The organism is Candidatus Zixiibacteriota bacterium (genome assembly GCA_034003725.1).
Taxonomy (GTDB): domain Bacteria; phylum Zixibacteria; class MSB-5A5; order GN15; family FEB-12; genus WJMS01.
Genome location: JAVEYB010000004.1, coordinates 163,357 through 185,653, shown reverse-complemented (window position 1 = coordinate 185,653; position 22,297 = coordinate 163,357). Strand labels below are relative to the sequence as shown.

18 protein-coding genes are annotated in these 22,297 nt (G+C 58.0%); 5 read left to right on the top strand and 13 right to left on the bottom strand.

The window, feature by feature from the left end; all coding sequences use genetic code 11:
- Nucleotides 1–29 precede the first annotated feature (29 nt).
- The 5 genes from RBT76_06900 (at nucleotide 30) to RBT76_06880 (ending at nucleotide 7,007) form a co-directional block, all read left to right on the top strand.
- Nucleotides 30–1,778 carry a serine/threonine-protein kinase gene (locus RBT76_06900; GenBank protein MDX9857498.1) on the top strand — a complete coding sequence of 583 codons (1,749 nt, stop codon included), beginning with the start codon at nucleotides 30–32 and terminating at the stop codon, nucleotides 1,776–1,778.
- Between the two features lie 82 nt (nucleotides 1,779–1,860).
- Nucleotides 1,861–2,910: a CsgG/HfaB family protein gene (locus RBT76_06895; protein ID MDX9857497.1), complete on the top strand. Its 1,050-nt coding sequence runs from the start codon at nucleotides 1,861–1,863 to the stop codon at nucleotides 2,908–2,910.
- A gap of 38 nt (nucleotides 2,911–2,948) precedes the next feature.
- A complete protein-coding gene (locus RBT76_06890; protein ID MDX9857496.1) occupies nucleotides 2,949–4,244 on the top strand; it encodes a tetratricopeptide repeat protein in 1,296 nt (431 codons plus the stop codon).
- Nucleotides 4,234–5,358: a hypothetical protein gene (locus RBT76_06885; protein MDX9857495.1), complete on the top strand. Its 1,125-nt coding sequence runs from the start codon at nucleotides 4,234–4,236 to the stop codon at nucleotides 5,356–5,358. The genes RBT76_06890 and RBT76_06885 overlap by 11 nt, the downstream gene beginning before the upstream one ends.
- Before the next feature lie 11 nt (nucleotides 5,359–5,369).
- Complete coding sequence (locus tag RBT76_06880) at nucleotides 5,370–7,007, top strand: leucine-rich repeat domain-containing protein (GenBank protein ID MDX9857494.1); 1,638 nt, start codon at nucleotides 5,370–5,372, stop codon at nucleotides 7,005–7,007.
- A gap of 81 nt (nucleotides 7,008–7,088) precedes the next feature.
- Here the strand turns inward: RBT76_06880 and RBT76_06875 are convergent, their stop codons facing one another.
- From RBT76_06875 to RBT76_06815, 13 genes are all read right to left on the bottom strand, one after another.
- Nucleotides 7,089–7,619 (bottom strand): hypothetical protein, encoded by a 531-nt coding sequence (locus tag RBT76_06875; protein MDX9857493.1) that lies wholly within the window; start codon nucleotides 7,617–7,619, stop codon nucleotides 7,089–7,091.
- A 33-nt stretch (nucleotides 7,620–7,652) separates the two neighbouring features.
- Nucleotides 7,653–9,869, bottom strand: coding sequence for a GTPase domain-containing protein (locus tag RBT76_06870; GenBank protein MDX9857492.1), 2,217 nt, complete (start codon nucleotides 9,867–9,869; stop codon nucleotides 7,653–7,655).
- 27 nt (nucleotides 9,870–9,896) lie between these two features.
- Nucleotides 9,897–10,823 (bottom strand): hypothetical protein, encoded by a 927-nt coding sequence (locus RBT76_06865; GenBank protein MDX9857491.1) that lies wholly within the window; start codon nucleotides 10,821–10,823, stop codon nucleotides 9,897–9,899.
- Between the two features lie 18 nt (nucleotides 10,824–10,841).
- A complete protein-coding gene (locus RBT76_06860) occupies nucleotides 10,842–12,287 on the bottom strand; it encodes a hypothetical protein (GenBank protein ID MDX9857490.1) in 1,446 nt (481 codons plus the stop codon).
- A gap of 77 nt (nucleotides 12,288–12,364) precedes the next feature.
- Complete coding sequence (locus tag RBT76_06855; protein MDX9857489.1) at nucleotides 12,365–13,279, bottom strand: type VI secretion system baseplate subunit TssG; 915 nt, start codon at nucleotides 13,277–13,279, stop codon at nucleotides 12,365–12,367.
- Nucleotides 13,276–14,934 carry a hypothetical protein gene (locus RBT76_06850; GenBank protein ID MDX9857488.1) on the bottom strand — a complete coding sequence of 553 codons (1,659 nt, stop codon included), beginning with the start codon at nucleotides 14,932–14,934 and terminating at the stop codon, nucleotides 13,276–13,278. Before RBT76_06850 ends, RBT76_06855 begins: the two co-directional genes overlap by 4 nt.
- A gap of 1 nt (nucleotide 14,935) precedes the next feature.
- The gene (locus tag RBT76_06845) at nucleotides 14,936–15,313 is read right to left on the bottom strand and encodes a GPW/gp25 family protein (GenBank protein MDX9857487.1); all 378 of its coding nucleotides are present in this window, start codon (nucleotides 15,311–15,313) and stop codon (nucleotides 14,936–14,938) included.
- An 8-nt stretch (nucleotides 15,314–15,321) separates the two neighbouring features.
- A complete protein-coding gene (locus RBT76_06840) occupies nucleotides 15,322–17,025 on the bottom strand; it encodes a phage baseplate assembly protein V (protein ID MDX9857486.1) in 1,704 nt (567 codons plus the stop codon).
- A 73-nt stretch (nucleotides 17,026–17,098) separates the two neighbouring features.
- Complete coding sequence (gene tssD, locus RBT76_06835; protein ID MDX9857485.1) at nucleotides 17,099–17,503, bottom strand: type VI secretion system tube protein TssD; 405 nt, start codon at nucleotides 17,501–17,503, stop codon at nucleotides 17,099–17,101.
- 215 nt (nucleotides 17,504–17,718) lie between these two features.
- Nucleotides 17,719–19,146, bottom strand: a complete 1,428-nt coding sequence (locus RBT76_06830; protein MDX9857484.1) for a hypothetical protein — start codon at nucleotides 19,144–19,146, stop codon at nucleotides 17,719–17,721.
- A gap of 17 nt (nucleotides 19,147–19,163) precedes the next feature.
- Nucleotides 19,164–19,604, bottom strand: a complete 441-nt coding sequence (locus RBT76_06825) for a type VI secretion system contractile sheath small subunit (protein MDX9857483.1) — start codon at nucleotides 19,602–19,604, stop codon at nucleotides 19,164–19,166.
- A 29-nt stretch (nucleotides 19,605–19,633) separates the two neighbouring features.
- Nucleotides 19,634–20,737, bottom strand: a complete 1,104-nt coding sequence (locus RBT76_06820; protein MDX9857482.1) for an AAA family ATPase — start codon at nucleotides 20,735–20,737, stop codon at nucleotides 19,634–19,636.
- Complete coding sequence (locus RBT76_06815) at nucleotides 20,734–22,194, bottom strand: ATP-dependent Clp protease ATP-binding subunit (GenBank protein MDX9857481.1); 1,461 nt, start codon at nucleotides 22,192–22,194, stop codon at nucleotides 20,734–20,736. Before RBT76_06815 ends, RBT76_06820 begins: the two co-directional genes overlap by 4 nt.
- Nucleotides 22,195–22,297: the final 103 nt, after the last annotated feature.

Genomic DNA, 22,297 nt, shown 5'->3' with positions numbered 1-22,297 from the left:
GCTGAAACCACGAAGCATATACTGTTGCGATGGAAGAGCGCTATATCGGCAATTACCGGGTTCTGGAGAAGATCGGCGCGGGGGGGATGGCGCAGGTCTTCCTGGCAGTTCACCGCGACGTTCCAAATCTCAAGGTCATATTGAAAATCGTTTCGGACGGGCAGCTGGCCGAGCGTTTCAAGCAGGAAGCGGACAAGTTGGCGCTGCTCGACGGGAATGCGTCGATCTGCCGCATTCGGCACTTTTTCAACGACGGTGACAATCTCGTCATTGCGATGGAGTATATCGAAGGCGTCACGCTGGACGAGCGTCTGAAACGTGAGGCTGTGCTCCCGATCGACGAGTCGCTTCGAATCACGGCAAAAGTATTGGAAGTGCTGGAATTCGCGCATCAGCGCAAGATTTTCCATCGCGACATCAAGCCGTCGAACATCATGATCGACAAGGCGGGCAATGTCAAAGTGATCGATTTCGGTATCGCGAAAAGCGAGACCGACCCGAACCTGACTCTGGCCGGGACCGCCTGCGGGACTCCGGCGTACATGGCGCCCGAGCAGTTCACTCCCACCGCTCAGACCAATTACGCCCTCGTGGACATATATGCGGCGGGGACAACACTGTATTACCTGCTGACGGGCGCGTTGCCGTTCAAAGGCGACAACGAGTTCGCGATGCGCGACGCCAAGCTGTTCAGCGAGCCTCCCCGTCCCCGGTCGATCAAGGCGTCGATCCCACGCGAAATCGAGGAAATCGTGCTCAAGGCGATCGATAAGGAGCCAAAGGCACGGTATCAAACAGCGGAGGAGATGCGGCGGGCCGTTGACGACGCGGCACGACGGCTGGGGGAGAAAGATGATGTCGCGACGAAGGCCGTCAGTACATCTAATTCCGTTGCCAAGCGTAAACGCGGTTCGCTCCGGTTTGTACTGCCGGTTGCGGGCGTTTTGATCTTGGCGGCGATAGCAGCGTATTTGTTCTGGCCGTCGTCGCCGCCAATCAAAACGGGCGCGCTCGCCTTGATCGGCCCTGTCTCCGGCGAGACACTGAATACGGGCCAGCCGACCCTGCGCTGGAGCGATCCGCAGGAACGGAATTCGTTTGTTCTTGAATATGCACTGGATTCCAGTTTCGCGGGGAGCAGAACGATAGCCGGCCTGTCGGGCGGGTCGTATACCTTTTCGAGCTCTTTGCCCAATGGTACGTATTACTGGAGGCTCTACCCTGTCACCGCGGCAGGGTCACCGGGAGATCCCTCGCCGTGGGCGTATTTTTCGGTCAATGCAACCTCTATCGGGGCCAGCGGTACAATCAGTATAGCCGTAACACCTTCGGGTGATATCTATCTGAACGATATACTGGCGGCGTCGGGGCAATCGTCCTTCGAGCGGCAGCTGGATACCGGGCGGTATGTACTGCGAATCGAGAACGAGAAATCGCGCGAGAAGCGGCTGGTGGACACGGCGGATATAGGCCCGGATGCGGTCGTCAGCCGCCGTTACAGTTTCACGATTCCCGCGCCCACTCCGACCCCTCCTTCGCCACCTCCGGTAACGGCGAAGTCGGGTGAAGTCCGGATCGGTTCACAGCCGCGCGGGGCGGACATCGTGATCGACGGCGAGTTGCAGCGACAGAAGACGAATTATACGTTCAAGCTCTCACCCGGTCGTCATGTCATCGTTGCGGCGCTGGAGGTCGACGGTGTGACGCGGCGGCTGGTTGACACGGTAGTGGTCGTCGCCGACAGCGTCCACAAGGTGGCGTTCGAATTCGAGCAATAAAAACTTGTTGAATAACCGCGTACGCGGGTCTACCTTTTAATCGGAAATCCGAACCATTTTTCTCAGACACAAAGGAGTTACCATGAGGTGGAATAGCACATCTCATCGGCTGTCCCGACTTTTGGTCACGCTGCTATCGTGTTGTCTTCTGTGCGGGGGAGCGACCCTGGCCCAGGAGGAGACGTCCGTTGCCGACCAGCTCGCCGAGGCGCTGGACCATTACAACGCCCTGGATTACGACAAGGGACTGGCTGTTACAGAAGCCTTGTTGCAGCGGACCGATCTCACGGCCGCCGACAGCGTGGCAGTTCTTGAAGTGATGGCCATCGTGACCTATGCCAAGGGGGAAACCTACCTGCAGCAGGCCATTCGATACCTGAACAAGATCTCTCAGATCGGGCCGTGCGTGGTTCCCATGCCCCGGGATCTTTGGCCGCAAGAACTTCGGGATACGTGGTACGGGATCGTAAAAGAGAAAAACGCCCTCACGTGCGAAGAGCCGAAGGAGGGGATCAAGACGATTGCGATCATGCAGTTCGACAATTATTCGGCAGGAGAGTACCAGGAGAAGCTGGGGCTGATCAGCAAGGGCCTGGCGGACTTTTTCGCGTATGACTTCGCCAAGATCAGCGATTTCCGCGTAATTGAGCGCGACAAGATCGACTATATCCTCAAGGAGATCGAATTGCAGCAGTCGGGGGCGGTCGACAAGGCCACGGCGGTCAGGGTCGGCAAGATTCTCGGCGCGCGGTATATGGTGTTCGGCAGCATCACCCAGCTCGATGCCAATACGGCGCGGATGGTGGTGCGGGCCGTGAGCGTGGAGACATCGGAAATCATCGCGCAGGTCGACCGCGAGGGCAAGCCTGAGTACAGCAAGATGGAGAAAGAGGCGGTCGAGGAACTTGCGAAGAAGCTCGATGTGACGCTGGGCGAAGAGACGCTGGGCAAGCTCAAGGAAGGCGGTACGGAGTCGCTCGACGCTACGACGTATTATGCGATGGGTCTCGATCACATGGACAAATACGAATACGGCAAGGCGTACGAGTACTTCAAGATGGCGTACGATTTGGATAGCAGCTTCACCGAAGCCAAGCGCAAGATGGAGATTTATCGTCCGCTGGCCGGCTGACAGTTACGAATACGGGACGTATCACTTACGAGGCCGCTATGACACGATTAGTGCTGGTATCAGCGGTGATGTTGCTGGTCGGGTGTTCCCAGTCGTTTTATTCGCAGGGCCGGAAGCTGGCCGACGAGGGGCATTATGACCAGGCGATCTCCGCTTTTTACCAGGAAATTGCCGCCAACCCCCAGAGCATGGAATCGTGGCGCGAGTTGGGGGTGGCATTCTATAACAGGGGTGATCTTGACAAAGCCGAAGATGCCTTTAAGCAGGCAGACCAGATTCGCCCCGACGCGCGCAGCAGCCTGTATCTGGGGCTGATTTATGAAAAACGGGAGATGACCGATCACGCGATCAGAGCATATGGCGCGGCGCTGAGCCTTGAACCGGGCGGTAAGACGGCCAATCTCATCCGCGCCAATCTGGACCGATTGCTCAGCGAACGGGCGAAACGCGAGGTCGACCTTGCGCTGCAGAACGAAGCATCAATCGACATCGACACCATACCCGACAATACGGTCGCGGTCGTGGATTTCGACGGTTCATTCCTGAATCCGGACATGGCGCCGCTGGCGACCGGTCTGGCCGAATTCACGGCGATTGACTTATCCAAAGTGCGTTCGCTTCGGGTGATCGAGCGTCTGAAAATCGACGCGATCATGGACGAACTGGAGTTAAGTGGGAGTTCTGCGGTTGATCGCGCGACGGCGCCTCGGCTCGGCCGCCTTCTGGGCGGCAAGCATCTGGTCACCGGTTCCGTACTCGGGCTGGGGGAGACCGGCGTCCGCGTGGACGGCGTGATCGTGAACACCGTAGACAGCTCGACCGTTGCGACTGAACCGACTGAGGCGCAGATTCGGGAAATCTTCAAAGCACAGAAGCAGTTCGTGTTCGCCGTGCTTGAAGATCTCGGTGTCGAATTGACGCAGGAGGAGCGGGACGCCATATCAGAGGTGCCGACTGAGTCGTATCTTGCGCTGCTGGCGTACGGCCGTGGCCTTGACTACCGCCGTCGGGGCATGTGGCGCGAGGCCGAGGCGTCGTTTACTGAAGCCACGACCATCGATCCCGGTTTCAGCGAGGCCGGTCGGGCTGCAAGTACGGTCGGGGCAGGGCTCTCACTGGGAGGACCAGGCTATTCCGGCACGAGTTTCGAGGCAGCAATCACCAGCATCTCGGCTCCGGCCCAGTCGACGGCCGGTCTTGACACGCGCCTGAGATCGACTGTGATCAATATCGGCCCGGTGACTGATCCGAACACACGTCGTCCGGTCACCCAGCCGCCGATTGTTGGGGGGACATCGACGGTCGTTATAGAGGGGGATCTCAATGGTGACTAAAGTCTTGATGTGTGCGCTGGCGGTGGCCGGCGCTCTGGTGTTGACGGCCGGCTCGACGACCGCGCAGGTTGTGTACGGCCAGCCGTTTTCGGGGGATCTCACCGCGACATTCAACTCATGGACGGTCACGGAAGGCGAGGAGGAGACCACGACCAGCCAGTTTGCAATACCGCTGGGCGTGTTTGTCCCCATGCGGGACAATTTTGATGTGTCGTTCTTCGCCGCGAACGCTTCGAGCAAGTTCGAGAATGCAACGCAGGAGTTCACCCTGGGTGGGATGAGCGACGTGCGCGTACAGGGCAATCATTCGTTTGCCAACGACCAGTTGCTCGTGAGTCTGGGTCTGAATCTCCCAACCGGGAAGCGGGCGCTCGACCTCACGGAGGAGTACTTCGTATTGCAGGCGCTGTCCGCCAACTACCTTGACTTTCCTATGAGGCGGTATGGCGAAGGGTTTGGCGTCAATCTGTTGTTTGCCGGGGCGACCGTGCTGGGCGATGGACTCCGGGGCGGGGCCGGCATCATGTATCAGTACGCCGGCGCCTATGAGCCGTATGACGGCTTCACCGACTACAACCCCGGGGATGTCGTGAGCGTGAATGCCGGGATAGATATTGACGGTGCGCCTCTGAATTGGACGGTCGATATTATCTACTCCGTATTCACCGCTGACCAGATCGACGATACCAAGACGTTTCGGCAGAGCCCTCAGCTCGACAGCCGACTCAGCGCGCGATACATCGACGAACGTCAGATGTTTGCCGCGCATGTCGGATATCTGGTGCGCGGTAACAACACGCAATACGCAGCCGACGGCGACGAACTCGATCCGTTCAAGTACTACGGTAACGAGTTTCTGCTCGCGGGCGCGTACGCCCGGCAGATTGGCGGCGTGTGGAGCGTCAGTCCGGCGGCGGACCTCCGGCTGATCGGCGGCAACGATCTGGATATGGGAAGCTCCACGGTGTTCGGAATCGGAGCGACCATTGGCCGCGAATTGGGCGCAAGCCTCACTTTAAGCGGCGGCATGAGGTACTACGCGGGAAGCGCCGATGGGGGCGATATCGACCTCAGCGGTTACCAGATAACCTTCGGCCTGACGGCCACGCGATAAGGAGGGACCCGATGAAACGAATGTACCTTATCGCGATAGCGGTCGCCGCCGTGTTGACGGTTGCGGTTGCCGGGATGTCGGGTTGTTCCAAGAAGCCGACCAACAGCGGAATTCCGGGCGAAGGGAACCTGGCGCTCACGGCGACGCTGACGACCCCGGAGTTTCAGCAGCAGATCGACCTGTTCCGTTTGCGGGTAATCGGTATCGATTTTGACACCACGTTCTTCCTCGACTTCGACGGTCGTTATATCACCGGTCGGGTCGATGTCCCCGCCGGGCAGCGACTCACGTTTATTCTGACGGCAGAAGAGCTGGTGATTCCTCCGGTCGGTGGACCGGCAACGGACACGATCGTGATTTATCGGGGAGTGACCGAGGCGTTTGTTGCGCCGGGAGTCGAGGTCGAAATCACGATCGCGCTCGAACCGACCGTTCCCATGATACGATTGTCCCCGAAGTTCAGCCAGATACGAGCGGGGGATCCGGTCGTGCTGGAGCTGACGGCGCACAATATACCGAATCTGGCGGGACTGCAGGTCGCGATCGACTTCGGCTACTTCAATGATCTCCGGTTGCAGCCGGTTCGAGCCGCGCTCTCGCGCACGCTCGATTCAAATCGGGTCGAGTTCTACGCCGAGCTTTTCAACGATGACACCCAATACTACGTGTTGGTCAACGACACGACCGGGGGGCGGATCGTTGACGCAGCCGGTAACGGCACGCTGGCGACTATTGAGTTCAGTTCGCAGGCTATGGTGGGGACTGTCGTCCGGACGGTCGAGTTGTCCTTCATTGATGTCTGGGCGACCGGGGTGGACGAAGATACCATCTCCTCCGCGAATCTGTTCCTCGAGACGTCGCAGGTGGAGTTGTTGCCGTTGGAAGAGATGATCGTTAACTTCGCCGACCCGGACCTGGAGGCGGCCGTGCGGACGCAAGTGGAGACGAACGGTGATATCTATCTTTCTGATGTACTGGGAATCACGTACCTCTATGCGAGTGAGTGGGGAATCACGTCGCTTGAAGGAATGGAGTACTTCGGGAACGTTGAGTACATCGACTTTGGCTACAACAACATCGCCGATCTGACACCCCTGCGGGGACTCGGCAATCTCCGGGAACTCAATCTCACGAGCAACAATCTCACGGATCTTTCCGTTCTCGGTGAGCTTCCGGCGCTGGAATACCTGGATGTATCGTCAAACGCACTGGGGAATTCGGCGATGGAGGGGTTAAGCGGCGCGACGGGGCTGCGGGGACTCACCGCGACGTACAACGACTTTTCCGACCTGTCGTTTGTGTCGGCGATGACGAAGCTGACGCAGCTGGACGTGTCGCAGTGTCTCGTGGGTGATCTCACGCCGCTGAGCGGCCTGTCGAATCTCATCTACCTGTACATGGACAACAACAATGTCACCGATGTGCAGCCGCTGGCCGATCTGCTCAATCTCTACCAGGTCCGGCTCGAGAACAACGGCATTCAGGACATCATGGGGCTGGTGCAGAATGCACGGGCGGGCGGTCTGGGTCAGTATGACTCGGTCTGGTTGACCGGCAACCCGCTCAGTCTGGATGCACAACAGAACCAGATCAAGGAGCTCGAAGGCAACGGCGTCACGGTATACTACGGAGTCAAGAGCGGTTCATAGAACTCGGCAGACGGGAATCCAGAAACAGAAACGGCCGGTGTTCAGGCACCGGCCGTTTTTCGTAATTCATGTACGGGCAGATCACTGCGGGCTTTGCAGTACCACGGTTTCCGCGGTTTTGGCGGTGTACACCTGGTCGACAGGAATCTCCCCCTGGCCGCCTTTGATGAGCACGATGCCGATGATCGTGATGAAGGCGAGCGTCTTCTTGCCCTTTCCTTCCCGGATAAGCGGCTCGTCGCTCAGTTTAATGGGAGAACCGTCGACAGTCGAGAACTCGCCCTTGGTTTGGATTTCCTGAAAGGTAACCTTAATCATGCCCGGCTTGCCGGGTGCGCCGGCCTTTTTGACCTCGGACACGATCGCCTTGCCTTCGGCGCCGGTCTCGACCAGGACACGGTCGCCGATTTTGATCGGCTCGGCGAGCGTGATGACGAGCGGCACGCCGCTTATCACGTTACCCGACGATATGGTCTGACTCCCGGCGAATTTCACTTTGACTTCGGTTCCTGCCGGCAATTGAAACGTGGCGGCACTCACTGATCCGGCGACGAGCGCGGCGGCGGCAACAAGCACTGCCATGCGGCCCAGTCGGCTTTCCCTGTACTTCATACCATCGATCCTTTTCTATACTGCTCGTTGTGTCTACTTTTCCGGCACGGGCATACGGTCTTTGGCGGACGGCGTGAATCTAATTGTCACCGTTTTACCCAGGTTGTCAAAGGTCACTTCGCCTTCCATGCTGAACAACGCGTACTTGCCGGTGAGGATTTTCTTATCACTGGCGGCGCGTCCCCACATTTCCGGGGCGCCCAGCGTGTCAAGTGCGATGTGAATGTCATCGCCGATCTTCCATTCCAGGCTGTACTCGAATCCCTGCAGAATCTGCGACTGGTCCGCCCATGAGGCGTCTCTGCCGCCCGCGGTCACTTCCACATGCAGGTGGCCCTGTCCGGGAATTGTTTCGGCCTTGAAAAAGAATTTGCGTCGTTTGTTCCACTGGTCCGCCTCGTTGAGATACTTGTCAATGGCACGGACACTGGCGGCGTCTACGCCGGGGTCGAGTTGGGATCGCAGGCGCTTGAGTTCTGTGACGGCGTCACCGAGTCTGTACGCCGGACTGGGATTGCCGTTGATTTTTTCGATGAGATCGTCGAGTTCCACACCGGCCCGCTGGGCTACCGCCTGCTTGACTTTGCGTTCCGTGGTCACTTTGAGACTGCTCAGCAGCGCCTGCCCGAGGGCCTGCTCCGCCCGGCTGAGGTCGCGGGCAAAGGTGCGTTCATTGAGCTGGACCTGTTCGACGATCACGGCGTAGGCGGCGGTATCGGCCCGGTTGGCAATGAATCGGGTGAAAATATCCCAGTACTGCAGAGTGCGGTCGGACCGCATGTACAACTCCGACTTCTCGTCGCCTTGGTGAAAGGCCTCCAAATCCGCCAGGACCGCGTTGTGCTCATCGGTCATGATGAGGGTGTTGTCGGCGGGGTTCAACTTCGGCCATAAGGTACTGTCGCTGACCACGGCCGAAAACCGTCCGATGACACGATCGAGTTGAGCCACGGCTTCCGCCAGGTTGAATCTGGCGTAAAAAGTCTGAATCCGATCCGTGGGCGGGATGAAACGCGGGAACAGCCACTTCACCGTCCAGGACTGCTCATAGCGATCGTAGGCGCTGGTAATGCGCCGGCGGTCTTCCTGCGACGTATTGAGGACATTTCCACCGTACTGCTCGATGACCGCCTGCTCCGTATCTGCCGCTTTCGGCAGCAGGTAGAGGAAGTGCCACAGGAAGGGGATGGAAAACACGACCATCCAAATAACGCTGAGCACGGCGGCGTAGCGTGCGACTTTGCGGAATGCAGAAATCTTGCGATTGCGCACGACCGCGTTCATGAGCCAGTAGAACGGTTCCTTGACACCGGTCGGCGTGATACGTTCCGGCGGTTTGTAGATCGAGCGGCCAACATCGGTTCCGATCTTCTGCGGCGGCCTGCCGGTACTCGAGACGAAAAAGACCTGGAAGTCGAGCGTGCGGCCGACGACCACTTTGAGAAACTCGCGCAATTTGACCAGCACGTTGCGCACGCTTCCCGCCCAGGCAGGGTTGCCCGCTATACGATTGCTGGAGAGGACAACATCCAGAAAGCGCTCGAAATCTTCGGCGAGAACGTGCTCCATTTCCGGCGGGACAAGAACCACCTGGTTGTCGCCGGTGAAGCCGTCTAGCAAATCCGCTTTCGTAATGACCAACCCAATCGGGATCGGCAGACGTGACGACAGGGGGGCGAGACGTTCAAGTTGTGCGACAAACGACGCGACATGCGCCTGAGTCTGCAACTCGGCCTGCAAAGTCTTCGGATCAAAGAAGAACAGGAGTCCGTCCGCGCCGGTCATGAAATCAAGGACTTTGTCAGTGATATCGGTGCGCTCGGAGATGGAGACGGAATTGCCGGGGTAGTCGTACGAAACGACCGATACCTTCTTCGACCGGTCGAGAATAGTGTTAAACTGGAGGATCTTGCCGCTCGCGGTCGGATCCGGGAAACGCTGCTCGCCGCGCTGGTCGACCATGGTGCCGACATCGCTGGTCACCCCCAGCCCCCAGATGGAGCGGAAATTGGCGAGGAATTCACCCGATGTGGCGTTGTCGGTGACCGATATCTGCAGGTCCTTGGCGATCTTGCATTCTTCGTTCAGGACCGTGAAATAGACGGTCTTGCCGGCGTTGGCGTGGCCGTAGACGCCGACCCGAATACCAGCCGGCCAGGCGATTGCGGATCCGCCGGCATCCTTGCCTTTTGGTTTGGAGGCGGCTTTGGCGCCCTTCTTGAAGATCTTGAAAACTTGTGCGAATCCCACGGTTTACTCGCTGCCTGTCGTGAAAGGCTACTTGCCGCCACTTTGGAGTGTGGTAGCCCGTTGCATGTACTCCTGTAAGCGATTATCGGAATAGTCCTGCCATGTCAGCGGCACGTACACGGCGAGGAAAATGAACAGCAGGATGATCAGGCCGTAGTACAGGTATGCCGGATTGCGCTGCGAGAGAATCAGTCGGAAATATCCGAAACTGGAGAAGGCGCCCCGCAGTTTGCCGAACAACTCGCCGAATACGCCTTTGAGGCGCGTCAGGAAACTGGTCGTTTTTATATAGTTCCAGTCGCGCAGGAATTGGTCGACCAGGCGATTGCGCGCGCCGAACTTGTTGAAAAACTCTATGCGCTGGAGGTGGAACTCAAGCGTTGTGCGGTCGGCGATCAGCTGCTCGCCCAGGTCGCGGCGCCGCCGTGCAAGCTCCAGCACCTTCATCGGGTCACTCATCGCCTGAAACTCTTCGGGCGTGACATTCGGCTGCAGCCGCCGGCCGAACTTGTTCATATAGCGCGCGATCTCGTTGAGCAGAAACGACCGCAGCCGGTAGTTGTTGTTCAGTCCCCCTTCAGCAAACAACAGCGGCACGAGATGATTCTCGAAGAAGGGGATATCCTGCTTGAGGCCGCGCAGGCCGCGAACATATCCATACGACTGTGCCGACTGACCGTCGGTATCCGCTTCCGACTCGAAGAAGGTGATCAGTACCTGCACGGTAAGCTGCCGGAGATCGGAACTGGTCAGCGGGCTCTGGCGGATTTTACCGAGGAAATACTGGTCGACCTCGACAGCCTCGTTGCGCTGCTGTCGCAGGGCCTGGAAAACGGCGATGATGCCGTTATAGGTTTGCAGGAACGCTTCGGTCTCGAATTGCGTGTAGGCGTTCTCGTAGCTGTCAAGGTAGCCGAACAGGTTGTCGATGTAGGTCTTTATTTCCATTGCCATGGCTGCAGTCCGATTCTATTAAACGGCATACACGAACAAGTCGGAGTGGGCGAGACTGACGAGCTTCTCGGCCTCCCGCGCTCCCCTGAATATCAGCGTGATTTTGGCCACGGAGGGCGATTGCAGCATGTCCATTGCATGCAGCGCGACCTTGTCGCCATAGGTGACCGCATCGACATCCACCGGATCGGTTTCGCCGAGCCCACGCGCTTCGTTCAGACCGATACGGACCTGCATGTTGTTCCACTCGGCGATCGAGAAAAGCTGTTTCGACATGAGGATGACGGTATCATTTATGGGTCTCGGCGCCTGGAACTTAACCATCAGGTAGCTCAATTCACCGACCCGCTCGGTTGCGGCGGAGTCATACGGGGCGATGCGGTAGGTCTTGCCGCCGTAGGTCAGGGCGTCGGTGGCGACTGCCTGTTCGCCGAGTTGCTCGCGCTTGAGCTGCGCCAAAAAGCCAAGGATGCTGCGCAGGGTCGTGACCGTTGCATCGATCATCTTCACCTGTGATCCGATATCGCGATGATTGTAGTCCGCCAGCAGAAAAGAATCCACGGAAGACATGAACCGCCCGACGTCGGATTTCTGCTCCTTGATGAAGAACCGCTCATTGAGGTAGTCCTTCAGTCCGGGCCGGAAGTTCAGCAACGTGGTGAACACGCGGAATAGGCGTTTGAAGAAGACGACCATCTCCAGCGGGTGGCCGGCATTGCGACCAACCGTGAACTGGTCGAGCGACGCAGCCAGGTGGTACCCGAAGTGGTACATGGTCTCCTTAAAGGCTACCTGAAGGCTGGTGCTCTGATCCGACAGGGCGCCGGCGGTTGCGATCGCGCTATAAGCGCGCGACGCGAGCGACAGGAGATTCTCCATGCGATTACGCAAATCAACCGCTTTGGCGGCAAGCTGCTCGTCGGCTGAAATCGTCAGACACGGCGGGTAATATCCCGCTGCCGGAGCAAGCTCACCACTCTCCTGCTGCAACTGCGCGATCTGAACCAGGTTTCCTTCCGGAACAGCGGGTTTCTTGCCGAGATGCAGCTCACAAGCCGACACCAGATACGGCATGCGGGGCACGGCCTCGTTGGGGTCAGGGTCGCCGACGGGTTTCCGGGACCCGGGGGAGACCACCAGCCACACCGGGATGACCGATTCGGTCAGGCTCGTCTCGGCAAAAAGCGCACTTCGATTGGATTCATTGATCTCGACATAGTGACAATCGGGCGTAAGCGCCTGGCAGCGTGTAATCTCCACCCTGACCCGCGAGCCAACCACCGAGAAGTTCATGGACAAAGACGGTTTGTCGGCTGCTTTCTTGACAAGGCCGAACTGATCGCCCACAGAAAGGGTGTGCCAGCGAACCAAATCGCGGAAATATGTTTCCTGATCCTTGAGATGCTGCTGGGAGATGAGCATCCCATCCTGCCAGTTGACAGAATATAAGTTTAAGTCACTCATTATCTTGCCTCGATGAAATCGTGATCAAGGTATCGTGCCTGCACGACAATGTCAACAATATTAGCGAAGTGGACTGCTCAGACATGGCAGGTGTAGCCCAGGTATCCGGGGTTGTGCTGTGCGCCGAGGTGGAAACCGCGCCGTCGAGCGAGGACTCGGATCCGATACTCGAGGTGACCCGGCATGCACACAGAGAGGATCGCCTCAAGCCGTTTGCGGAGTGTCTTTCCCGGCAGGAAGTCCGGCACCTGTTCCGGCGGGACGTTGGAAAGTGTCACGATATAGCAGGAATCCGCCTCCACAAAGGAATCGCCGAGGGTTGTCTGGCGTCCGAGATGTTTTCCCCCCTGCCCGAGCAGATACCGGCAATCCGGAGGAATGTCAAACCGGGCGGGCACATTCTCCGAGATGCGGCAGGGACATCCAAAGAAGTAAGAGACGGCTTGTTCGACGAACCCCGGGTTGCCGGCCCAAAAGTGAAACGTCGGCAACAACGCCGCCCACATGAGCCGGTCATCGAGTGAGTGCGCGGCGTCTCCGGGCGCAAAACCGAACAGCTCAAAATACCGCGACAGGTGGGAGGGATCGACAAATTCCATTCGGTACTGCATGGCCAGAAAACCGGTCAGCCCGTCGAAGCGCTCAACCGCGGCGTCGAAGGGGGCCATGAGCAGTCGCGCGTCTTCTTCCCATTGGTCGGAACGATTGGCCGCACCGCCGATACCGTAGAAGAACTGATAGGGCATGGTGTCAACGGCGCTGTCGGCTCCGACATGCAGTGTGATAGCCGTCTCCGGCGTCAGCGGCGTGCCGGGTCTCGGATCCTGGCCGTGCACCTCGCCGCGGTAATTCTCGTAGTGTCCAACGGCAAGCAGCCGCACGCGCTGGAGATTGATCCCCAGCTTCGCCAGCGTAACGAGCGCCGAAGTAATGTGGAACGGGTGACGCCGGCTGCAGAAGTCCGGCATCGTATATTCCGGGCCGGGTTTCATAGGGAGGTACTCGTAATCTCGAACTGAGTGTTTACCGGCGCCCGGGATTTCAGGAAGGCGGCCAGGCGGGTTTTCAGTAGATCGATTTCATCGTTCGAACAGAAATCTCTGCCGGGAATCTCGATGTTGACGACAATACACCGCCTGATGCCGTTTTCCGACAACTGGATGCCGTTGGAGCAGGCTGCCGTGCGAATGCGCGGATCGAAGGTCGTCGCCCACCGTGCGATTTCCTCAAAGCTGAGCGCCCGATCGCGTGCCCGCAGTCGAAGTGTGATTTCGTCGACGATCTCGCGCCGTGTCTTGGCCGGAATGGCGCCGGTCGTTGTGAGCAGATTGCGCGCTTCGGCAATCCCCGGATGGCTCTCATAGAGGTCGACAATCTCGCCCCGGTCGATGCCGTTGGCGTCGATGCCTCCGGTGACGGCGTACGTCACAGTCAGAGAATCGGGGGGAAGATCCATTCGGCTCGTATAGTCAAACCAGATAACCAGGTGCCCGTCACGCTCTTCCAAGGCATAGGATGCCTGGGTCGGATCGGCGTGTATTTCGTGCCGGGGGCGATACACAACACCGTCGGAGTCGACAATGTTGGTTATCCCAAGGATGCCGGAGAGGTCTTCCGGAATCTCGATTTCGACCAGCCGGTTGCCGCCGGTGTGCTTAAAAAGGGTCTGTTCGTTCCTGTTGGTGACCAGCACACACGAGAAGCTGGCGTCGATGGGTCCGGCAAGAGTCTGTTTGTTGCCTTCCGGAGGAAGGTCAACGCGAATCCAGTAGTAGCGGCCGGCTTCCGAGTCGAGCAGGATGCCGTGCGAGGCCAGCAGCCGAGCCAGATCGGGGGGCGGCGCGCCGAGCTGCCAGGTGCGGCAGAAGGCCTCGGGAAACGTGACAAAGTGGTCCTCGAGTTTGCCGAACAGCTCTGCCGAGGAGCGCAATCCCCCCCAATCGGTCCGTCCGTGCTCATCAGGAGACACCAGCCGTTCAAGCGAAAAGGTCGTCCCGGGGCAGAAGCCCGAGTCTTCGTAGAAGTTTCCATCGGCCGACGAGGGGTACCAGTATCCCCATCGAAGTTGGCGGAGTGCGTCGCGGTCGCCGTGAATGAATAAGTGTGTACCGGCAATATCGGATGGGTCACCCGCGTACTCGACAGCGAAGAAGACTCGCTCGGGAAGAGCAGTGCCGTGGGAACGGGCCGTTCCGGATTGCCCCTGCTCCGGTGACAGTTCAATCAACGACTCGCCCGCCTGCACAAGAATGCGGGCGACGGTCGCGTTCACAAGTCGCTCGGTGCGCTGCGGAGCGAAAAAGAAGGATTGACCGCCGTCGCGTTTCTCTCGATAGAAAAAAGTGGTGTGCCGATCGATCTCGACAAGTTCATCGGCAGGGGTGCAGTGCATGACGGTATACGCGGGAACCGGCCACCGGCGCGCTTCCGGATAGAGAGAGGTGACCAGAGCGTCGGTCGCTATTTCCCAGAGGTTGTCGACACGTTTGTCGATACGCGCCAACTGCCCGGCGTAGAGCTGGAGCATTATTTTCAGAATCGGGTCCAGCCGATCGGGAGATTCCGGGATGTCGGAGTTCCAGGAACGGAGTTCCCGATGCATGGCGGCGAATATCTCGTTTTGTGAGCGAGCCTTAGTGTCTTTCATCTCAGCCCAGACTGTAGGTTGCTTCGAATTTCTTCTCTTCGCCGTTGTCACGGTAATTTCCGGTGACCTTGACCGACATGCCAAGCACGTGGGAGGCGGAATCGGTTCGGCTGGTGAACGAGACGGTTACGTTGAAGAGACGGGGCTCAAACTTGTCGATGGCGTTGCGAAGGCTGGCGCGGACCTCGCCTTTGTTGGCGACCTCCAGATCGGAAAACTCCATCTGCCAGATGTCACAGCCGAACTCCGGCAGGAAATCCATCTGCCCGATGCGGGTAGACAGCAAAAGGCCGACAGCATGGAAGATGGATTCTTCCAGGCTGTCTGCCCTGTTCAGATAGCCGTTGCGCAGTGCGGCCGGGAGTGCGAGACGATCCATATGTACGATCAGTTCAGGTTAATCAGATTGCCCTTGATTTTTACCATCGCTCCTTCGGCCTGGTAGTTCATTCCGGCTTTGGTCTCCATGTTCATCTGGGCCTGGACCTTGAAATCACCGCCGGCCTTGATCTCAATATTCTTGTCGGCCTCAAGCGTAATAGCTTTGCCTTTGATGGAGATATCGCCCTTGCTCTCCACGGTGATACCCGGACCGTCCATTGTCAGCAACACGGTGTTTTGTCCGTCCTTGGTGGTCAGTAATATCTGTTCAGCGCCGGATTTGTCCGACAACAGTATCTTGTTGCCGCCTTTCGTGTAGAGCAGTTTGACCTCGGTCGGCTTCTGTACCGCTTCCGACGGGGGGACCGCTTTGCCGTTGTACAGTGACCCGAGGATAATCGGGTGTTCCGGATTACCGCGGTCAAATCCTACGATTACCTCGTCATCGATCTCGGGCAGCGTGACCCAGCCCCATTCGGGTCCGGCGTGCGGGAACGCGGGTCGCGCCCATACGGTCTCCATGCCCTGGCCCTGCCACTCGAATGCGACTTTCACCCGGCCGAGCTTATCGGGATCCTCAACGTCCGTGACTTTGCCGAGGTAGAGCGAGTCCACCGACGCCCGATGATCGATCAGGGTCGGATAGGCCATGTCCACCGGGATACATGTGAAGGTGTTGGAGTAACCGCCCTCTTCGACGACGTGATGTACCGACTCGATCATGTAGACACCGTCGAAGATTCCCATTTTCGCGACTTTGACACAATGGCCAACCTTCAGAGAGGGAATTTCGGAGCCGCCGGAACATTTGGCCATCCGGCCGACCGCACGGTTGGTGGCAGATTTGACGCCGGCTGTGAGCGTACTCTGGTCTGCGGCGTGCGTGAGGCCGAGCAGAAAGCTCTTGTCGGACTTGTTATAGACGCGCTCCGAGGCTTTTGGGGAGCGGGCGAGTTCCCCGGACAAAGCGCTGGCCGGTTTGTCCGAGTCCGCCGACAGGGTCTTGACCTGCCGGTAGTCGTACGTCCCCGCGGCGTACGCCATCGGCTGCGTGCCCAGGCCGAGTGAGAACCAGCCGAGATCTTTGCGCCACGTCAATTCGATCGCGGGGCTGGAGACCGGCTTGGTAACCAGGCGGAACTCGGAGCCGTCATAGAAGGAGAACGCGCCGTTGGCTGACGCCATCCGTTTGACGAATTCGAAGTCGGTCTCGTTGTGCTGCAGCAGGTACTCGATGTTGCTGCCGAAAGTATCGGTCTTTCCGACGGAGATACGGTAGTTTCTCAGGACCCCGGCCGCGATCTCGGAGGGCTTCATATTCTCGTAAATCCTCAGTCGCCGAGCCCCTTCGAGGGATATCGTAGGACTGGCAGCGTGGAAGACGATTTGATTGAGACCGTCGATGCCGTTGATTGATTCAACGTTGACGATCACGCCGACAAACTCGAGCTTCTGCGCTTCGTCAACACCGCCGCCGTAGGGAGTCAGGGAGATCGACAGGTCTTCGCCGAGCAGCTTGGTGAACGACGAGACATCCCGGAAGTCGTTGTTGTTTTCCGAGCCGCCGAGCAGCGCCCGCACCTCGAGGTCGTGGTGGCGGTCAATATGTTGCTTGAGTTCGATGCTGACGATTTCGACAGTCATTTTCGTTCCGGCGACGACCATTTCCACGGTCACCGGAACTCTTGGCGTGGCGTCATTCACCGGCATACGCGTTCATCCGTAGTTGTGCGTCGGCGATCCCGGGGCGGGGGCACACCCCACCCCGGATCGTGTACCGCGGTTATTCTTCCCACCGGTTGTCAATTTCAGCGTCGCCGATAACGAGCTTGCGGCAGGAGATATGGAACTCCTCGTAGACCTGTTCATCGGGACTATGCTTGATGTGCGGGATTGTCTCCACGTAGTGCGTGATAAATCCTTCTTCCCAGGTAAGTTCCTTCATCGTGGAGTCGTCCGGGCTTTTGAAGGTCACTTTGCCGGCTTTCCAGTTGGGTTTGGACGAGTCCATGGCCCAACGAGCGATGTCCGATTTTTCATCGGCTTCACGGATGATCTCGATCAGGCCGGCATGGGCGCGGTCCGACGGGCGGCCGGTTTCGTCCTTCGCCGTATACAGGGTGTACTTAACCGAGTAGACGTTTTTGTACGCAACGCCGTCGATTTCGACAATTGGTCTGCGAGCCATGGTTGGTCTCCTTACGACTTCTTTTCGGGTTCCAATGAAAACGTGTGTTTTAGGTTCAATTTCCCCGGCCGGGTCCGGGAGAGGCCCGGCGCACATCTGATCTCACTCCAACTACGCGCAAAAGCGGCGGCGCGGTGATCACCCGGTGCGCCGTCGATCGAAAAAAAACAGGGGGCGGAGGCAAGCGCACCCCGCCCCATCACGTACCATATAGACTACTTGTCTTTGACGTTGGTCTGTTCGCCTTCGCCCCACGCGACGAATTCGATGTTGAACGATTTCGCCGGGTATTTCGGGTTCAGGCTGACTTTGACGTCGACTTCCTGGCGCTTGCGCATCTCCTCGTCGGCGAAGATATCGATCTTGTAGTCCTGCAGAATATTGTCTGCGCCGGTAATCGCCTTCATGAAGGCGTCGATATCGCGGCGCATGGTATCGATGAACTTCTGATCGATGACCGTGAAGGTCTGCTTGTTGAGGTAGTTGCGCAGCGTCTTGTACACGTAATCGTATGTACGGCGTATGGAGTAGTTGTTGAACGTGTCCTTGGTGAACAGCGTCGACGAACCCATGGCAACCGGCGACCCCTTGAAATCGACGATGGGATTGACACCCTTCTCGTTGATCTTGCTGGCGTCGGGCTGGTTGGCCTTGAACCGGAGGTGCTTCGCCTCATTGATTTTGCCGTATTTGAAACCGGCCATCGGCTGCTGCATGCCCTGCGTCAGGTCGCCCTGGTACATCTTGCCGGCGATAGCCGCCGATGGCGGCACCCACATATCGTCGTCCTCGAACTGGTTCGCATTCCTCGCCAGTACGTAGTTTGCGAACACCGAAACATACTGCTTGTACGAATCAATACCGGCGAGATTGGCGTAGCTCGGATCCTCGAGCATGTCCATCACCTCCTCGAATTTCTCGAGGTTCGGCAAGTCGGTAAGCACCTGTACCTTGTTGGGCAGGCCAAGTTGCCGGGCGAACGTGTCGATCGTCTCTACCGAGCCGAGCCATCCCGGCACGACACACATGGAGAAGGCGTCGGTGATGTCCCATTCGCGGAAAAGGTCGGCCACTTCCTTACACAGCTTCTCGAACTTCTCGCGGTCGTCGGGATTCGCCAGTTCCTCCGCTCCGGCGTTGGCGAACCAGACATTCACCTTTTCATCGGGCTCCTGCTGCGCGTTCGCGAAAAACTGTGCGATTCCACGGTATGTCGCTTCGAGTTCGCGGCTGGCCCGGTGAACCTTTTTCATGTTTTTCTCGAGGTTGGTCTCTTTCGAGGTCGCTTTTTCCGTGAGATCCTTGCGGATCTTGTCGGGATTGTCATTCGCCGCAAGGGCGTCGATCCACACCTTGAGCCGCTGTCCCAGCAGCTTGCGCTGGGTGGCGAAGTTCTCCTTGGTAAGAAATTCCTTGCGCTGGAAGTCCTTCTTGGGATCGAGCCACTCGACACCGCGCACAAGGTCACCATCGGTCGTCTTGAAGGACGGCAGCAGCGAAGCCAGCTTGCTGAAATCGCCGAATTGGTCGCCCAGGATCGACGCGAATTCGTCGTCGGATATCTTCTCTACGACCTTCTCGGCGGACGCAGGAGCAGCCTCGGCGGCCTGCGGTTGCATTTCTCTTTTTTCTTCATCAGCCATGGGAGTTTACCTCATTGCTATTCACTGAGAAGGTCTACGTAATATTGCGCTACTTTCAGGAGCGCCGCTTTTTTCTCCTTGTCTTCGAGAATCTTCTGCAGCGCCTTGTTTTTCTTCAATTGTTTCTCCAGGTCGTTCATCATTTCCTTGGCGTAATAGGTCTCCTGGAGATAATCGTTCTGTTCGATCAATTCTTTGGAGGAGAAGTCTTTCATCGCCCGGATCTGGAAGTCGGCGTTGATCGGCTCACCCTGTTCGGTCTCCAGATCCACGTTGAACGACGGCTGGAATTTCTCGAAGACCTCCTTGAGGTTCGTGCACTTGGTCGGGGTCACGTCGGCGTCCTCATCGCTGTTGAGGCGGGCCGCGTACAGGATCTTGTTTGACGGCAGCAGTTCGACCGGGATCGAATCATCCTTCTTGACCCGTTCGACTGCGCCGAGCATGAATTTCGCCATGTCGTCCTCCGCGTATATCCCAATTTCTGTTATAGACGTTTCTCGGTTTTGAACACGTACGCATCACCATCGACGTCAACCTCCACGCGTGTGCCGGGTGTGACATCGCCGGTGATAATCTGTATCGATAGCTTGTTGATTATTTCTTTTTCAATGATACGCTGCAACGGCCGGGCGCCGAGTTCGAACGTATAGCCGTCGGCGGCAAGCTTTTTTCGCGCGCTGTCGGACAACTCGGCCGAGATGTTCTGGTCCTTCAGCAGCGCAGCGAGTTGCTTGAACTCAAGCCCCACGATCGTCTCGACCTGCTCCGGCGAGAAGGTATGGTAAATGATAATATCGTTGAGTCGATTGAGGAACTCGGGCCGGAACTTCGTGAAAAGGAAGGCGCGGACCTCGTCCATGTCAACATCGCGTTTGTCCCGATCGGCATCGAGAATGATGTCGGCGGCGTAGTTGGAGGTCAGGATGACGATAGTATTGGAGAAGTCAACCGTGCGGTTTTGCCCGTCGGTGAGTCGACCATCATCAAGCAACTGGAGCAGGATGTTGAAAATCTCAGGGTGGGCCTTTTCGACCTCGTCAAAGAGAATGATCGAGAACGGTTTGCGGCGCACGGCCTCGGTCAGGACGCCGCCGGCTTCATACCCGACATACCCGGGCGGGGCCCCGATCATCTTGGCCACCGAGTGGGACTCCATGAACTCGGACATATCCAGGCGCACCATGGCATTTTTATCATCGAACAGGAATTCGGCCAGAAGCTTCGGCAGGTAGGTTTTGCCGGTCCCGGTCGGTCCCAGAAAAAGGAACGAGCCGACCGGACGGTTGGCGGGTTTCAGCCCGGCACGCGCCTTGCGGATGGCGTTCGCGACTCCCCTGATGGCGTTCTCCTGCCCGACAATGCGAGCCGAGAGGTGAGCTTCCATATTGATAAGCCGGTCCTTCTCGGCCGTGAGCATCTTGGTGACGGGGATTCCGGTACGCCGGGCGATAACCGCCGCCACGTCGGCGTCGTCGATAAAGTGATTGTCCGGCAGCTTCTCGACCACCGCCTTGAGTGCCGTGAATTTCTGCTGTTGCGTCTCGAACTGCTTCTTCAGCTCAGACAAGGGGAGACGGTCGCTGCTCATTTGGCACCTCCGGCCGAGGCTTCGACCCGGTGACCCCAGAAGTCATGGAGCCGCCCGACGTTTCGTGAAAACTCGTCATACATCGTGTGAAGTTTGTCGAATGCGTCCGCTTCCTTCGCGGCATCCTTGCCGTCGCACAACGCGATCTGCGCCTGCAGTTCCGCGATCTGCTTCTCGATCGACGGCAGCGCTTCCCGGGCGAACTCCTCTTTCACGCTGAATTCCGATCCCGCCTCATCTACGATATCGAGCGCGATGTCCGGGAGGTTGCGTTCGCTGAGATATCGTTTGGCGAAACGAATCGCGCCGACGATAGCGTCTTCGGTATAGCTGATCTTATGATGCGACTCGTACTTCGAAATCACGCCCTTGACGATTCGTACACAGTCGTTGAAGGAAGGTTCCGCGACTTTGACTTTTTCGAACCGGCGATCCATGGCTTTGTCCTTCTCGAGGTACTTCGTGTACTCCTCTTCGGTAGTCGCGCCGATCATGCGAAGCTGCCCGCGGGCGAGAGCCGGCTTGACGAGGTTGGCCGCATCCATGCCGCCGGACACGTTGCCGGCGCCGACCAGCATGTGGATTTCGTCCACAAAAAGGATGATCTTGCCTGCCGACTTGACGACCTCGCCTATGAGGGCCTTGAACCTTTCTTCGAATTCGCCCTTATATTTTGCCCCGGCCACCATCGAACCCATATCGAGTTCCATCACCCGGACGTCTTCGAGATGCCTGGGGACGCGCTTGTCGATGACGGCCTGTGCGAAACCTTCGACAATGGCCGTTTTGCCGACACCGGCTCCCCCGACGAGCACGGGGCTGTTCTTGCGCCGGCGCAGCAGAATCTGAATAACCTGACGGACTTCCTCATCTCGACCGATGCACGGGTCGAACTCGCCCGCGGCGGCTCGGTTGGTGAGGTCTGTGCAGTACCGAAGAGTGCCCGACACTTCGCCCTTGGGACGCTCGTCCGATGGGGCTCCGGACCCCGTGGTCGGGGTGGACGCCATTTGCTGGAGGGACTGGCTTTCCGCGATGGCGTTGTATATGGCTTCGCGGCTTATGTCAAGTTTCTCGCGGAGGTATCCCGCGATTCTGGATTTTGGGTCAAATATCGCGATGAAGATGTGCTCCGGCTCAACAAGGGCATCGTAGAGCTTTGCCTTTTCTTCGGCCGCCCAGCCGAGGACCTCCTGCACGGCAGGCGAGATCATGAGATTCTCTTTGGCAGCGCCGCGTTTCGACTGCTGTTTGAGGTACTCCTCGACGGTCGATTCAATGAACGCGCGGCTTTTTCCGAGCTGGTTCATGATCGATTCCACCCGGGAGCCTTCGTGGCGAATGGTGGAGATCAGTAAGTGCTCCACGTCGATTTCAGGATGGCGAAAAGTAGCGGCAATTTCTCGCGCGTTTTTTATCACAGCACGCGCATCGGAGGAGTATTGTGCGATATCCATATCTTCCAATCAATTCGCGTTGAGGCGCTTACGTTCACACAGGAAGTCGAAACGGAATCATCGCCCCATGTAGGCGACTTACCTGAAAACAATACCATGGCGC

Bases quoted from the DNA above. Each gene is read 5' to 3' on its own strand.
- RBT76_06890 (MDX9857496.1), top strand. From the start codon at position 2,949: ATGACACGATTAGTGCTGGTATCAGCGGTGATGTTGCTGGTCGGGTGT.
- RBT76_06855 (MDX9857489.1), bottom strand. From the start codon at position 13,279: ATGAAACCCGGCCCGGAATATACGATGCCGGACTTCTGCAGCCGGCGT.
- RBT76_06875 (MDX9857493.1), bottom strand. From the start codon at position 7,619: ATGAAGTACAGGGAAAGCCGACTGGGCCGCATGGCAGTGCTTGTTGCC.
- tssD (MDX9857485.1), bottom strand. From the start codon at position 17,503: ATGGCTCGCAGACCAATTGTCGAAATCGACGGCGTTGCGTACAAAAAC.
- RBT76_06845 (MDX9857487.1), bottom strand. From the start codon at position 15,313: ATGGATCGTCTCGCACTCCCGGCCGCACTGCGCAACGGCTATCTGAAC.
- RBT76_06840 (MDX9857486.1), bottom strand. From the start codon at position 17,025: ATGCCGGTGAATGACGCCACGCCAAGAGTTCCGGTGACCGTGGAAATG.
- RBT76_06830 (MDX9857484.1), bottom strand. From the start codon at position 19,146: ATGGCTGATGAAGAAAAAAGAGAAATGCAACCGCAGGCCGCCGAGGCT.
- RBT76_06900 (MDX9857498.1), top strand. From the start codon at position 30: ATGGAAGAGCGCTATATCGGCAATTACCGGGTTCTGGAGAAGATCGGC.
- RBT76_06850 (MDX9857488.1), bottom strand. From the start codon at position 14,934: ATGAAAGACACTAAGGCTCGCTCACAAAACGAGATATTCGCCGCCATG.
- RBT76_06885 (MDX9857495.1), top strand. From the start codon at position 4,234: ATGGTGACTAAAGTCTTGATGTGTGCGCTGGCGGTGGCCGGCGCTCTG.
- RBT76_06820 (MDX9857482.1), bottom strand. From the start codon at position 20,737: ATGAGCAGCGACCGTCTCCCCTTGTCTGAGCTGAAGAAGCAGTTCGAG.
- RBT76_06860 (MDX9857490.1), bottom strand. From the start codon at position 12,287: ATGAGTGACTTAAACTTATATTCTGTCAACTGGCAGGATGGGATGCTC.
- RBT76_06895 (MDX9857497.1), top strand. From the start codon at position 1,861: ATGAGGTGGAATAGCACATCTCATCGGCTGTCCCGACTTTTGGTCACG.
- RBT76_06815 (MDX9857481.1), bottom strand. From the start codon at position 22,194: ATGGATATCGCACAATACTCCTCCGATGCGCGTGCTGTGATAAAAAAC.
- RBT76_06880 (MDX9857494.1), top strand. From the start codon at position 5,370: ATGAAACGAATGTACCTTATCGCGATAGCGGTCGCCGCCGTGTTGACG.
- RBT76_06865 (MDX9857491.1), bottom strand. From the start codon at position 10,823: ATGGCAATGGAAATAAAGACCTACATCGACAACCTGTTCGGCTACCTT.
- RBT76_06825 (MDX9857483.1), bottom strand. From the start codon at position 19,604: ATGGCGAAATTCATGCTCGGCGCAGTCGAACGGGTCAAGAAGGATGAT.